The following is a 13,954-nucleotide window of genomic DNA, read 5'->3' as shown; positions in this document are numbered from 1 at the left end:
TTTTACCAAATACTAAGTATGTGCTGCATCAAGAGGCTGACACAAATTATGCCTATCCAGCAAAGGGCGCCCTCCACGATTGCCTTGCCACCTTGGGAAATTAATTTTTTTATGTCTGTGTTAAGTCCAATTGCTGACATTGCCATAATGATGAAAAATTTTGACAAAAATTTCATGCTTGACAAGAAAGTTTCTGGAAGGGGCAAAAGTGTCGTGATGATTGATGCAAGTAGGAAAAATAAAATAAATGTTGGGAAAGCCTTTAGTGGGTTTACTTTTTCCTTGCTGTCCTTTGATTTTATAATTCCAAGTACAAGGGTAATTGGAATAATTGCAAGAGTTCTAGTTAGTTTTACAATTGTTGCGTAGTTAAGGGCTGTGTCGTCATTAAACATTGTTGACCAAGTGCCTGATGCTGCCACAACAGATGATGTGTCATTAATGGCTGTGCCTGCCCACATGCCAAAGCCTGTGTGAGTCATGCCAAGCTTAACGCCAAGAGTTGGGAAGATCAGTGCTGCAATTATGTTAAATAAAAATATTACAGAAATTGATGTGGCAATGTCCTCGTCCTTGGCATTAATAACTGGTGCTGTTGCAGCAATGGCGGAGCCACCGCAAATTGATGAGCCAACGCCAACTAGGGTGGCAATGTCAGAATCAATATTTAAAACTTTTGCTGCTGCAAAGGCAATTATAAGTGCAGTGGAAATTGTAGAGAGAATAATAAGTAGAGATGACTTACCAACAACTATAATCTCTCCTAGGTTTAGTCCAAAGCCCAAAAGGACTACGGCAAGTTGCAAAACTTTTTTTGATGTGAATTTTATGCCGGACTCAAAGGACTCTGGTCTATTGAAATTATTTAAGATGATTCCAAAAAGGATTCCAAAGACTGGTCCACCAATTACAGGAAATTTTTTGCCTAAAAAATAGGCGCAAGCTGCAATGAGAGCTGAAAATAAAATTCCGCTTATATCTTTTTTCTTCATTATAATGTCCTCCTATTTATTTTTTATGAAACAATTATCTATTATACATTAAAATTGGAAAAATTTTTGTGACTTTTGCAAAAGAATTTATTTAAATCTTAAAAATCTAAAAATTTTCCACAAAAATGTGAAGTATTACAAGCTTTATAGTATAATAAAAATAGCGTGCCACGAGATTTTTTCATAAAACTTGTGGAAATTTATTTTATTTATTATAATACTTTTATTATGGAGGTAATATGAGATTATCAAAACTTTATATGCCTACTCTTAGGGAGGATCCACAAGATGCAGAGATTGCATCACACAAGTTTCTACTAAGGGCTGGTATGATTAGAAAATCTGCTAGTGGTATCTATACATACTTGCCACTTGGCTATAGATCCATTCGAAAAATTGAAAATATAGTTCGTGAAGAGATGGACAGAGCTGGCTCAATGGAAATTTTGATGTCAGCTATTCAACCTGCTGAAATCTGGAAAGAGTCTGGTAGATGGGAAAAGTTTGGTCCCGAAATGTTTAAGTTAAAGGACAGAAATGACAGAGAGTTCTGCCTTGGACCAACTGCGGAAGAATATTTTACCACTCTTATTAGAGATGAAGTTAAGTCTTACAAGGACCTTCCCCTAAATTTATACCAAATTCAAACTAAGTACAGAGACGAAAAGAGACCGAGATTTGGAATAAATAGGGCAAGAGAATTTTCTATGAAGGATGCCTATACCTTTGACACTTCACCAGAAACACTTCACGAGGCTTACATGAATATGTATGAGGCTTATGAAAGAATTTTTGACAGATTAGAGCTTGATTATAAAATCGTTGAAGGTGACAATGGCGCCATGGGCGGCACTGGCTCTCACGAATTTATTGCCCTATCTGAAACTGGCGAAGGTGTAATTGTTTATGCTGAGTCTGGAAAATTTGGAGCAACTGAAGAAAAGGCTCCTGTTGAATATATACTTCCTCAAGCTGAAGACAAAAAAGACTTAGAAAAAGTCCACACACCTAATGCAAGCACTATCGAAGAAGTTTCTAACTTTTTAAAAGTTGACCCAAAGAAGTGTGCCAAGGCAATTGACTTAATGCTTGGCGATGAACCAGTTTTAGTCTTTATTCCTGGCGACAGAGAATTAAATATGGCAAAGCTTGTAGCCTATACTGGAGTTGCTGAACACGACATAAGAATGATGGAAGAAGCTGACATTGAGGCTATTAAAACTAAAAAAGGCTACACAGGACCTATTGGACTTGATGTTAGAATGATCTTCGACAAGAGACTTACAGAAATGGATAACCTAGTTGTTGGAGCAAACCTTGATGAGTACCACTACATCAATGCAAATTATGGCAGAGACTTTGAGGGCGAAGTTGTAGATGACCTACTTCTTGTTGCTGAAGGGGACAAGGTTCCTGGAACTGACGAAGAATATAAATTCGCCAGAGGCATTGAAGTGGGAAATATTTTCAAATTGGGTACAAAATATTCAGAAGCTTTAAATGCAACTTATCTTGATGAAAATGGCAAGGCAAACTATTTTTACATGGGCTCTTACGGAGTTGGTGTAACAAGATCTGTAACAGCTATAATAGAACAAAATCATGATGATAATGGAATCATCTGGCCAATGGCTGTGGCACCATATGAAGCAATTGTCACAATAGTAAATGTCAAGGATGAAGACCAAGTTAAGCTTGGAGAAAAGATTTACGAAGACTTAAAGGCTAAGGGTATCGAAGTTCTTCTTGATGACAGAAAGGAAAGAGCTGGAGTTAAGTTTAAGGATAGAGACTTAATTGGTATTCCACTAAGAATAACTTGCGGCAAGAAGTCTTCTGAAGGCTTAGTTGAGTATTCAACAAGAAGAGAAATGGAAAATTCTGAAATTTCTTCTGAAGATGCAGTAAAAAATGTTTTAAAGGAAGTAGAAAAGGTTAGATAGTATGAGCGACTTTAAATTTGAAATTACAGAGCACTTGGGAGTTTTATCTGAAAGTGCCAAGGGCTGGACTAAGGAGCTTAACAAGGTTTCTTTTAACGACAGACCAGCTAAGTACGACTTGAGAGAGTGGGACCCCAACCATGAAAAAATGTCAAAGGGTGTCACACTTAATGACGAAGAGATGGAAATTCTCTCTAAAATCCTAAAGGACAGAGGGATTTAATATATTTTTAAAATAACTTATGTTATAATGTAGAGATGTAAAAAACGCCATAGAGCGAGGAGGCTATTAATATGGAAATTAAAAAGAAAGAAAAAAACACTGTCTTTTTTGACCTTGTTTTAAAAAGAGAAGATATAAATAATGCTGAAACAGAAGTGTACAAGAAAAACAAAAAGCACTTCCAATTACCTGGATTTAGAAAGGGTCATGTTCCTAGAAAGATGATCGAAAATATGTATGGCAAAGATGTATTCTTTGAAGATGCTATTAACGAACTTCTTCCAGCTGAATATGAAAAAGCTATTAAGGAATTAGATTTAAAGGTAGTTGACCAACCTAATATTGACATTGATGAAGAAAGCATAAAAGATGACAAAGATGTTGTTGTTAAGGTATCTGTTGATGTTAAACCTGAAGTTGAACTTAAGGACTACGAAGGAATTGAAATTGAAGATCCAACTCTTGAAGTAACAGACGAACTTATTGACTCTGAAGTTGAAAATGAAAGAGCCATGAATGCAAGAATTATAAATGTTGACGACAGGGCTGTAGAAGATGGCGACACTGTAAACATCGACTTCAAGGGTTCTGTTGATGGAGAATATTTCGAAGGTGGAGAAGCTGAAAGCCAAGACCTTAAAATTGGTTCCAACACATTTATCCCAGGCTTTGAAGAACAACTAATTGGTCACAATATTGATGAAGAATTTGACATCACTGTTAAATTCCCAGAAGATTACCACCAAAAAGATTTAGCTGGAAAAGATGCAAAATTTGAAATTAAATTAAATAGCATTTCTTATGAAGAACTTCCAGAACTTGACGACGAATTTGTAAAAGATATTTCTGAATTTGACACTCTTGATGAATTTAAGGCTGACATCAGAAAGAAGAAGGAAGAAGAATTTAAGACAACTTCTGAAATGGAAAAACAAAGAAGAGCCATTGACAAAATCGGTGAAATGGTAGATGTAGAAATTCCTGAAGCAATGATCAACGCTCAAATCGACGACATGATTAGAAATTACGACCAAAGTCTTAGAGCTCAAGGAATTAGCTTTGAAGATTACATCAAGATGATTGGTCAAAGTCTTGATGATTTCAAAAAAACTATGAGACCTGAAGCAGAAAGAACTGTTAAAAATGATCTTGCCCTAGAAGCTCTTGTAAAAGATTTAGCAATTGAAATCACTGACGAAGAAATCGAAGAAGAGGTAAATAGGGTAGTTGAAGAATACTTCAAGGACGACAAAGAACACATGGAAAAAATGAGAGATTACATGCTAAATCAAAACAAGGATGTTGTAAGAGACGACCTTGAAAAGAGAAAGGCAATTGACACTCTTGTTGAAAAGGCAAAATTTGTTGAGCCAAAGGAAACTACTGAAGAAGAAATTAAAGAAGAAGTAAAAAAAGATAAAGAAGAAGATAAATAATCAGAGGATGTGATTACATGGCATTAGTGCCAATGGTAGTAGAACAAACTAATAGGGGTGAAAGGTCCTATGACATTTATTCAAGACTTTTAAAGGATAGAATTATTTTCGCAAGTGGCGAAGTAAATGATGTCATGGCAGACTTAATCGTTGCCCAACTTTTATTTTTAGAATCTGAAGACCCAAATAAGGACATCCAACTTTATATAAATTCCCCTGGTGGTTCTGTATCTGCAGGCTTTGCCATTTACGACACTATGAATTATATTAAGCCAGATGTTTCTACAATTTGCATTGGAATGGCTGCATCTATGGGAGCATTTTTGCTTGCCTCTGGAGCTAAGGGAAAGAGATTTGCCCTTCCAAATTCTGACATTATGATTCACCAACCTTCTGGTGGTGCACAAGGTCAAGCCAGTGACATTCAAATCAATGCAGAAAAGATTTTAAAAATTAGACAAAAATTAAATGAAATTTTGGCTGAAAGAACTGGTCAAGATCTTGAAAAAATCGAAAGAGATACAGATAGAGATTATTGGCTAACTTCTGAAGAAGCAAAAAAATATGGTTTAATAGATAAAGTTATAGAAAAAAGGGTTTGAGGTGAGATATGTCAAATACAGATGAAATTTTGAGATGTTCATTCTGTGGCAAAACGCAAAACCAAGTGAATAGATTAATCGCCGGACCTAATGTAAATATTTGTGACGAGTGCATCGAGAGGTGCCACGCAATTTTAGAAGAAGAAATTCCCCATGAGATAAATAAGGATTTTGACCTAAAAAAACCAGCTGAAATCAAAGAGATTTTGGACCAATATGTGGTGAAGCAAGAGGATGCCAAGCGTGCCCTTGCCGTTGCCGTATATAACCACTACAAGAGGATTTCATCTTCCAAAAAACTGGACCCAGATATTGAACTTCAAAAGTCCAACATCTTAATGATTGGACCTACAGGTTCAGGCAAAACTTTACTTGCACAAACTCTTGCCAGACTTTTAAATGTTCCCTTTGCCATTGCCGATGCCACAACTTTAACTGAGGCTGGCTATGTTGGAGAAGATGTTGAAAATATTATTTTGAAACTAATTCAAAATGCTGACTACGATATTGAAAGGGCAGAAAAGGGAATAATTTACATTGACGAGATAGATAAAATTGCCAGAAAATCTGAAAATGTATCTATCACAAGAGATGTAAGTGGAGAAGGTGTGCAACAAGCACTGTTAAAAATAATTGAAGGCACTGTTGCAAATGTTCCGCCACAAGGTGGCAGAAAGCATCCTTCTCAAGAATTTATTCAAGTTGACACCACAAATATTTTATTCATTGTTGGTGGTGCCTTTGACGGAATTGACAAAATTATTGAAAATAGAACTGCCAAGTCCTCTATGGGCTTTGGGTCTGAAATTATTGACAAGAAGGCCAATAGAGAAAATATTCTTAAAAAAGTTGAAACTGAAGACTTGTTAAAGTTTGGACTTATACCAGAACTCATAGGCAGGCTTCCTGTAACTATAACTCTTGAAGAATTAGACGAAGATGCTCTAGTAGAAATTTTGACTAAGCCAAAGAATGCCCTTGTAAAGCAATACAAGGAGCTATTAAAGTTTGACGATGTTGAATTAATTTTTGACGACCAAGCCCTAAATTATATTGCAAAGAAGGCAATAGAAAAGAAGGCAGGAGCTAGAGGCTTAAGAGGAGTTATCGAAAACACAATTATGAATGTCATGTACGAAATTCCTTCAAGAGATGACATCAAGGCAGTAAAAATAACTAAGGAATCAGTAGAAGGCACAGCATCTGCTGAATTAATAAAAAAATAAAAATAAATTTAGCCGTGGTTGCCACGGCTTTTTTAGAAGGTGAAAAATGGAAAAAGTAAAATTACCACTAATCCCTCTTCGCGACTTAGTAATCTTTCCCCACATGGTCATGCACTTTGATTGCGGCAGAAAAATTTCTGTAAACGCAATTGAAAGGTCGGAAATGCAGGACTCAAAAATATTTTTGGTGGCGCAAAGAGACTTAGAAGTTGAAGACCCAAAGAGAGAAGACCTCTTTGATGTTGGGACTGTGGCAACTATAAAACAAATTTTAAAGCTCCCAGGTGGAGTTGTCAGGGTCCTAGTTGAAGGTGGAGAGAGGGCAAGAATCTCAAGCCTTGATATTAGTGACGAGATAATTGAAGCGTATATAGAAATCCTAGAAGAAGAGGAAGTTGACTACAGAGAAGACGACCAAATTGAGGCAGCCCTTCGCCTTGCCTTAAATGACTTGGAATCCTACGCCTCTCTTGATGAAAAATTCTTCCCAGGACTTTTATCTAACATTGCAGACACAGACGACCCATCAAGATTTATTGACACTGTTGTTGGCTATCTTGACTTTAAACTTGAAGAGTACCAAAAACTACTTGAGACAACTGATATTTACGAAAGACTTGTTGCCTTTCACGAGATAATGAAAAAGGAAATAGAAATTCTTTCCATAGAAAAAAATATCAACGACCAAGTTAAAAAGAAAATGGACGACATCCAAAGGGAGTACTATTTAAAGGAACAGCTTCGCGTCATCCACAAGGAACTTGGCGATGAGGAAGATGAGGGCGAAGTCACAGAAGTCTACAAGAAAAAAATTGAAGAAAAAAACCTTCCTGATGAAGTGAGGGAAAAAGCCCTAAGTGAAATAAAAAAACTTAGAAACTTAAATTCACAGTCACCAGATTATTCCATGCTCATAAATTATTTGGACTGGATAATTGACCTTCCTTGGCTTGATGCTGGAGAGGAAAAAGTAAAATTAAGCGATGCTAGAAAAGTTTTAAATGAAGAACATTACGGACTAAAAAATGTGAAAGAAAGGATTTTGGAATTTATAGCCGTAAGAATTTTGTCTGGCGACAAAAATAAGGGTCCTATACTTTGCCTTGTGGGACCTCCAGGAGTGGGCAAAACTTCCATTGCCAAGTCTATTGCCAATTCTCTAAACAAGGAATTTGTCCGCATGAGCCTTGGCGGTGTAACTGACGAAGCAGAAATAAGAGGACACAGAAGGACTTACATCGGCGCCCTTCCTGGCAGAATTATTTCTCTCATGAAAAAAGCTGGCAAAAATGATCCAGTATTTTTATTTGACGAGATAGATAAAATTGGAAATGACTTTAAGGGCGACCCGGCATCTGCACTCTTAGAAGTCCTTGACCCAGAGCAAAACAATTCCTTTACGGACAGGTATATGGAGCTTCCCTTTGACTTATCCAATGTATTCTTTATAGCGACAGCAAACACAAGGCAGACTATACCGAGACCCCTTCTTGACAGAATGGAAGTAATAGAAATTGGTGGCTACACGCCTAATGAAAAATTAAATATTGCAAAAAAATATTTAGTTGCAAAACAAATTTCTGAAAATGGTTTGAAGAAGGAAAATATAAATATTTCTGAAAAGGCCCTAAGGGACATAATAGATTACTACACTCGCGAATCTGGCGTTAGAGGTTTAGAAAAACAAATTTCAAAAATTGTGAGGAAGGCTGCCCTAAAAATTGTGGAAGAAGATTTAGAAAAAGTTTCTGTATCCACGAGAAATATTTCAGACTTCCTTGGCGAAAAAATTTATTTAATAAATGAAAGAGAAAAAAATTCTGAAGTGGGCTCAGTTAATGGACTTGCCTGGACAGAAGTTGGCGGCACTACACTTGTCATTGAGACAACTGTCATGCCTGGCAAGGGAAAACTAACTCTTACAGGTTCTCTTGGAGATGTAATGAAGGAATCAGCCATAGCTGCCATTTCCCACATTGCATCTAATGCAGAAGACTTTAAAATTGACCCAAACTTTAGAAGTGATAAGGACATTCACATTCACGTGCCAGAAGGTGCAGTGCCAAAGGATGGGCCTTCAGCAGGAATTACAATTGCCACATCAGTTTTATCAGCCCTTACAAAAAAACCAGTACGAAGTGATGTTGCCATGACTGGAGAAATTACCCTTCGCGGCAAAGTCCTTCCAATAGGTGGTCTTAAGGAAAAACTTTTGGCTGCAGAAAGATATGGAGTTAAGACTGTAATAATTCCTGAAGAGAACAAGAGAGACTTAAGGGAAATCGAAGAAGCGGCTGTTGAAAAGTTGGAGATAAAAACTGTTTCAAACTTCAAAGAAGTTGCAGAGATTGCGATAGGTGATTTTAGTGAAGATAAATAAGGCAGAACTGGAAAAAGTTGCAGTTTTGGAAAAGCAATATCCACAGGCAAATCTTCCTGAGTTTGCTTTTGCAGGCAGGTCTAATGTGGGCAAGTCATCCTTTATTAATGCCATGCTTAATAGAAAAAATCTAGCGAGGACTTCATCAACGCCAGGAAAGACTAGGACCATAAATTTTTACAAGGTAAATGACGACCTTCGCCTAGTGGATCTACCTGGCTACGGCTACGCAAAAGTTGCCAAAAAAGAAAAAGAAAAGTGGGCAGGCATAATCAATAGGTATCTTGAAAATAGAGAAAATATTTTGGAGACAATTCTCTTGGTGGACATTAGGCACGAGCCAACAGATTTAGACAAGCAGATGTATGACTACATCCTTCACTCAGGTTTTTCTGGCATAGTCATTGCCACAAAAAAGGACAAGATAAAAAAATCTCAAGTAGATAAACACATTTCTGTCATAGCAAAAAAGCTTGGCGTTGAACACAGAGAAAATATAATTCCCTTCTCTTCATCAGAAAAAAATGAAGTAAAAGATATGTGGTTTATCTTTGAAGACATATTGAGATTTCACAAGGAAAAATAAAGTAAAGAAGGACCTTCAAGGTTCTTTTTTATTGTGGCATGACTATGTGAAAAGGAAATTTCACACAGTTTTAAAAAATTAAACATAAACTTATGTTAAGATATAGAAAAATGGAGGAGATTATGAAGATAAAAAATAAAATTATGACTGCGGCGCTTTCACTCTTGTTACTTCCAAGTGCAGTTTTTGCTAGTGCAGGAGATGAAATAGTAACACTTGGAGCAGACTTAAGTGAAGAGCAAAAAAGTGAAATGCTTCGCGAGATGAATGCTGATGACAAGGCAAAGATCATTGAAGTCACTAACAAGGAAGAGTACAAGTACTTAGGCGATGTCCTTTCCTCAAAGGAAATTGGAAACAAGGCAATATCTTCTGCCATAGTTAGATACAAAAAGGCAGGCAGCGGAATAAATATTGAGCTTTCAGACAACATCAGAGTTGTAAGTGAAGATGCCTTTTTAAATGCCCTTAACACTGTGGGGATTGAAGATGCAGACATTTATGTAACAGCACCAGGAAAGGTAAGCGGCACAGCTGCCCTAACAGGAATTTTAAAAACTTATGAAGAAAACACTGGCAAAAAGCTTCCAGAAAATTTGAAAAAAGTTGCCAACCAAGAATTAGTTGTGCAAACAAAACTTTCTGAAGAACTTGGCGATGAAAAGACTAACGACATAATTTACGAAATCAAAGATGCCATGGCAAAGAATATGCCAAAGGATGAAGAGGAAGTTAGATTTATAATAAATACTGTGACAAATAATTACAATATAAATTTAACAGAAAGCCAAGAAGACAAGCTTGTGAGCCTCTTTAACAACATGAAAGATGCCGATGTAGATTGGAATAGGGTGGCAGACACAGCAGTAAAATATAAGGACCAGGCATCAAAATTTTTAAACTCACCTGAAGGGGAAAAGGCAGTAAAAAATACAAAGAACATTTTAGAAAAACTTATCGACTTTATAGTTTCACTTTTTAAATAAATTAAGAGAGAAAAAAAGATTCATCAGGATGATATTAAGGTGAATCTTTTTTTTTGCAAGGAAAATTTTTGTGTAAAAATTCACTTAAAAAGAAAATAAAATCACCAATAAAAAAATCCGGCGAACCGGATTTAATCATTTTTCATGCTAACAATATTTTTATTTGTTAATAAAAATTTGCCTGCTATTAATTTTTTTTGTTTGCTAACAATATTTTTATTTGCTAATAAAATTTTGCCTGCTAATAAAATTTTATCTTCAAATAAAATTTTTAGAACTTATTGTTGTGGACCTTTGATGAGATGTCAAATTCTTCGTGGTCCTTTGTGCCTGATTTTTTGTAGCCAATTGGAATCAAACATTGTGCTCTATAAGGTTTTTTCACGCCAAAGTTTTCTTGGAAGTATTCTTCGTAGGAGATTTTTCCTGCAGTCTTTCCTTCTTTGACATTGATCCATGAAGATGAAAGTCCTTCTTCTTCAAGGAGAAGTTGTAGGTAGGCTGCTGTAAGTGATGCTTCTTCCACCCAAGTCTTGCAGATGTCTGTGTTTGCAATTACTATTACAATCACTGGTGCGTCCTTTAGGTAGAGGGTTGCAAAGGAGTCCATATTGGATAGTTCTTCGATTTTTTCTTTGTCGTCTACTATTATAAATTCAACGGGGTGAGAGTTGCCATTTGATGGTCCCATTGATGCGTACATCAAAAGTTCTTCCAATTTTTCTCTGTCAACTTCTTTATCTTTATATTTTCTAACTGTTCTTCTTTTTAAAATTATTTCTTTTAACAAAATATCACCTCACCTACATTCTACCACATATTCTAATTAAAGTAAGCTGTGCAAATATATTCATAATATTTTTAAATTTTATAGGAATCCATGTAATTTAAAGGGATAAGAGCGATTTTCAGGGGACAAAATTTCTTTGAAAATATTTTCATAAAGGCTTGACAAAAATATTTTACTACAGTACAATATAGGAGAAGTGAAAACTTCATCATCTTTTTTCTTCCCTTAGAGAACAGTTATCTTTTTACATAATCTGTTCTCTTTTATTTTGCCTATTTTTTTTCGCATAATATTTTTTGAAATCTCCGGAAATTTTTACGAATAAAACATTTTGCAATTCACACAAATTTTTGCCAATTAAATTTTTCTAATACCCACAAGTTTTTTAAAATTATTTCAAAAGATTTCACTTTTATTACAGGGACAAAATTTCTAAATCTTTATAAAGACACTAGATAAAGTATAAAAACCGTATATGTTTCATTAATGTTACAAGATAGGCTCTTTGTAACACAAACTTAAAATAGAAATTGTTTCAAAAGATAATTATTAAGTTATAATAATAATGAAGGTGATAAAAATGAAGATTTTGAAAAAGACTTCATTGATCATTATCTCCACAGCATTGATTTTAACAAGCACTGTATTTGCAAAATCCTTTAGAGACACAAGAGGGCACTGGGCAGAATCATCTATTGACTTTATTACAGACAAGGGAATAATGTCTGGCTATGATGACAACACATTTAAACCCAACGAAAACATGACGAGAGTTGAGTTTTATGCCACAGTAAATAGTTTAATTGGCTTCGACAAAACTTACACTGTCACTTTTTCTGATGTAAACACTTCTGACTGGTATTATAGCGATGTAGCTAAGGGCATAAAGGCAGGATACATCACACCAACTACGGGAAAGTTAAATCCAGAGAGAGATATTACAAGGGAAGAGGTTGCAGAAATCCTTGGTTATGTTTATTCATTACCTACTAAGGCAAGTGCAACTAATGAATTTGGCGACAAGAATAAGATTAGTGAATCGGCAAGGGGTTATGTAGGCGCCCTAGTCGATGCAGGAATACTACGAGGATACTCTGATGGAAACTTCTATCCAACAAGATCAATTAGGAGATCAGAAGCTGCTACGCTTTTCAGGTCGATGATTTCTAATTACAACTATCCACAAAAAAAGGCTCTAAATAATAGTAAAATTAAATTTGGAAGCAGAAATCTCTACGAATAAGACAGGTGACTGTCTTATTTTTTTTGCTAAAAATTTTCTTAATTTATTAAATTGTGACAATTTGATATAATTTTTTTAAGGAGTGAAGAAATGAGCATAATTGTTAAAATAGATGAAGCAAGATTTCCCAACCTAGGAAGGGGAAGCTTCGAAGGTAAAAAATATGAATTTAAGGGCGGCATCATTGGTCAGACTGTGGAGATAAAAGCTAGAGGTAGAAGGTCTAAAAAGGCAAAACTATTAAATGTAATCGAAAGATCAGGTCTTGAAAAAGGGTCTCCTTGCCCTCACTTTGAAAAATGTGGCGGCTGTAGCTACCAAACCCTAAGCTATGAAGATGAACTTAAGTATAAAAAAGACTTAATCGAAAAATTATTTAAAGAGCATGGCATAGAGAGAGAGCTTGAAATAATAGCTTCGCCAGTCCACAAGTTTTACAGAAATAAAATGGAGTACACTTTTGGCGACGAGTATAAGGATGGACCCCTTGCCCTTGGACTTCATGTAAAAAACAGATTCCACGAGATAGTAAACACCACTGATTGCAATATTGTAGATGGTGACTTCAATAAAATAAGAAGCCAGGTGCGAAACTATTTCGAAAGTCTGGGAGAAGCCCACTACAACAGAATGAGACACGAGGGATTTTTGCGCCATCTCTTAATAAGAAAGGCGACGAGAACTTCTGAGATAATGATTTTACTTGCCACATCAAGTCAAAGTGAGCTTGATAGAGATGCCTTTGTAAAATTTCTTTTGGACTTAGACCTTGAAGGCGAAATCGTCAGCATTTTCCACGTAAAAAACGACGCCCTATCTGATGCAATTGTTCCAGAAGAAATAGATTTAATTTACGGCAAGAACCACATAGAAGAGGAAATCCTTGGGCTAAAATTTAGAATAAGTCCCTTCTCATTTTTTCAAACCAACACAAAATCAGCTGAAGTCCTCTACAAAATGGCGAGAGAAAAAATTGACGCAAGAGATAAACTTGTCTTCGACCTCTATTCAGGAACGGGAACCATAACACAGGTTTTGGCAGCATCAGCCAAGAAGGTCATTGGAGTGGAAATAGTGGAAGAAGCAGTGGAGGCTGCGAGAGAAAATGCTAAGCTTAACGGGATCGACAATGTTGAGTTCATAGCATCAGATGTCTTAAAAGTATTAGATGACCTTGACAAGAACCCAGACCTAATAGTCCTTGACCCACCGAGAGAGGGAATAAATCCAAAGGCAATCGAAAAAATAATAGACTTCGATCCAGAAAAATTTCTCTATATATCCTGCAACCCCGTAACCCTAGTCCGTGATCTTGGCGTCTTTGGTGATAGAGGCTATAACATAGAAGAAATAGAAATAGTCGACCAATTCCCAAGGACTTCTCATGTGGAGACGGTAGCACTTTTGTCCAAACTCGATGTCGATAAGCATATAGACGTTGAAATTGAGCTGGATGAGCTTGATTTGACCAGTGCGGAGAGCAAAGCAACATATGCTCAAATCAAAGAATATGTTTGGAATAAATTTCAATTAAAAGTTTCAACATT

Annotated in this window: 12 protein-coding genes; 10 read left to right on the top strand and 2 right to left on the bottom strand. The window is 36.0% G+C overall.

The genetic code is table 11. The features are described 5' to 3' along the window. Positions 1-2: 2 nt before the first annotated feature. Positions 3-992 carry a YeiH family protein gene (locus tag WMO19_RS02115; RefSeq protein WP_349170011.1) on the bottom strand — a complete coding sequence of 330 codons (990 nt, stop codon included), beginning with the start codon at positions 990-992 and terminating at the stop codon, positions 3-5. A gap of 239 nt (positions 993-1,231) precedes the next feature. On the opposite strand from WMO19_RS02115, the gene WMO19_RS02110 reads away from it, so the two are divergent. The 8 genes from WMO19_RS02110 to WMO19_RS02075 all read left to right on the top strand — a co-directional run bounded on the left by WMO19_RS02110 (position 1,232) and on the right by WMO19_RS02075 (position 10,374). Continuing rightward, on the top strand, positions 1,232-2,935 hold the full coding sequence (locus WMO19_RS02110; RefSeq protein WP_349170010.1) for a proline--tRNA ligase: 1,704 nt from the start codon (positions 1,232-1,234) through the stop codon (positions 2,933-2,935). A 1-nt stretch (position 2,936) separates the two neighbouring features. Beyond that, positions 2,937-3,158 carry a YdbC family protein gene (locus WMO19_RS02105; RefSeq protein WP_019108034.1) on the top strand — a complete coding sequence of 74 codons (222 nt, stop codon included), beginning with the start codon at positions 2,937-2,939 and terminating at the stop codon, positions 3,156-3,158. Positions 3,159-3,229: 71 nt separating this feature from the next. After that, complete coding sequence (gene tig / locus WMO19_RS02100) at positions 3,230-4,594, top strand: trigger factor (protein WP_349170009.1); 1,365 nt, start codon at positions 3,230-3,232, stop codon at positions 4,592-4,594. A gap of 17 nt (positions 4,595-4,611) precedes the next feature. Beyond that, positions 4,612-5,196, top strand: a complete 585-nt coding sequence (gene clpP / locus WMO19_RS02095; RefSeq protein WP_288166459.1) for an ATP-dependent Clp endopeptidase proteolytic subunit ClpP — start codon at positions 4,612-4,614, stop codon at positions 5,194-5,196. Between the two features lie 8 nt (positions 5,197-5,204). After that, positions 5,205-6,422 (top strand): ATP-dependent Clp protease ATP-binding subunit ClpX, encoded by a 1,218-nt coding sequence (gene clpX / locus WMO19_RS02090; RefSeq protein WP_288166460.1) that lies wholly within the window; start codon positions 5,205-5,207, stop codon positions 6,420-6,422. A 46-nt stretch (positions 6,423-6,468) separates the two neighbouring features. Continuing rightward, positions 6,469-8,802 carry an endopeptidase La gene (gene lon / locus WMO19_RS02085; RefSeq protein WP_349170008.1) on the top strand — a complete coding sequence of 778 codons (2,334 nt, stop codon included), beginning with the start codon at positions 6,469-6,471 and terminating at the stop codon, positions 8,800-8,802. Continuing rightward, positions 8,789-9,388, top strand: a complete 600-nt coding sequence (gene yihA, locus WMO19_RS02080; protein WP_349170007.1) for a ribosome biogenesis GTP-binding protein YihA/YsxC — start codon at positions 8,789-8,791, stop codon at positions 9,386-9,388. The genes lon and yihA overlap by 14 nt, the downstream gene beginning before the upstream one ends. Before the next feature lie 122 nt (positions 9,389-9,510). Next, positions 9,511-10,374 carry a DUF1002 domain-containing protein gene (locus WMO19_RS02075; protein ID WP_349170006.1) on the top strand — a complete coding sequence of 288 codons (864 nt, stop codon included), beginning with the start codon at positions 9,511-9,513 and terminating at the stop codon, positions 10,372-10,374. A gap of 271 nt (positions 10,375-10,645) precedes the next feature. Here WMO19_RS02075 and WMO19_RS02070 read toward each other — a convergent pair whose 3' ends face one another. Then, entirely contained in the window at positions 10,646-11,164 is a 519-nt protein-coding gene (locus WMO19_RS02070; protein WP_349170005.1) for a nitroreductase family protein, read from the bottom strand. A gap of 580 nt (positions 11,165-11,744) precedes the next feature. On the opposite strand from WMO19_RS02070, the gene WMO19_RS02065 reads away from it, so the two are divergent. Together WMO19_RS02065 and rlmD are read left to right on the top strand one after the other, a co-directional pair. Then, entirely contained in the window at positions 11,745-12,407 is a 663-nt protein-coding gene (locus tag WMO19_RS02065; protein WP_019125176.1) for an S-layer homology domain-containing protein, read from the top strand. 90 nt (positions 12,408-12,497) lie between these two features. Continuing rightward, on the top strand, positions 12,498-13,954 hold a 1,457-nt coding region (gene rlmD, locus WMO19_RS02060), incomplete at its 3' end, for a 23S rRNA (uracil(1939)-C(5))-methyltransferase RlmD (protein ID WP_349170004.1).

This window comes from Peptoniphilus hominis (ex Hitch et al. 2025), from assembly GCF_040096015.1.
Taxonomy (GTDB): domain Bacteria; phylum Bacillota; class Clostridia; order Tissierellales; family Peptoniphilaceae; genus Peptoniphilus_A; species Peptoniphilus_A hominis.
The sequence above is the reverse complement of the archived record's forward strand: the minus strand, read 5'-3'. Positions and strand labels throughout refer to the sequence as shown.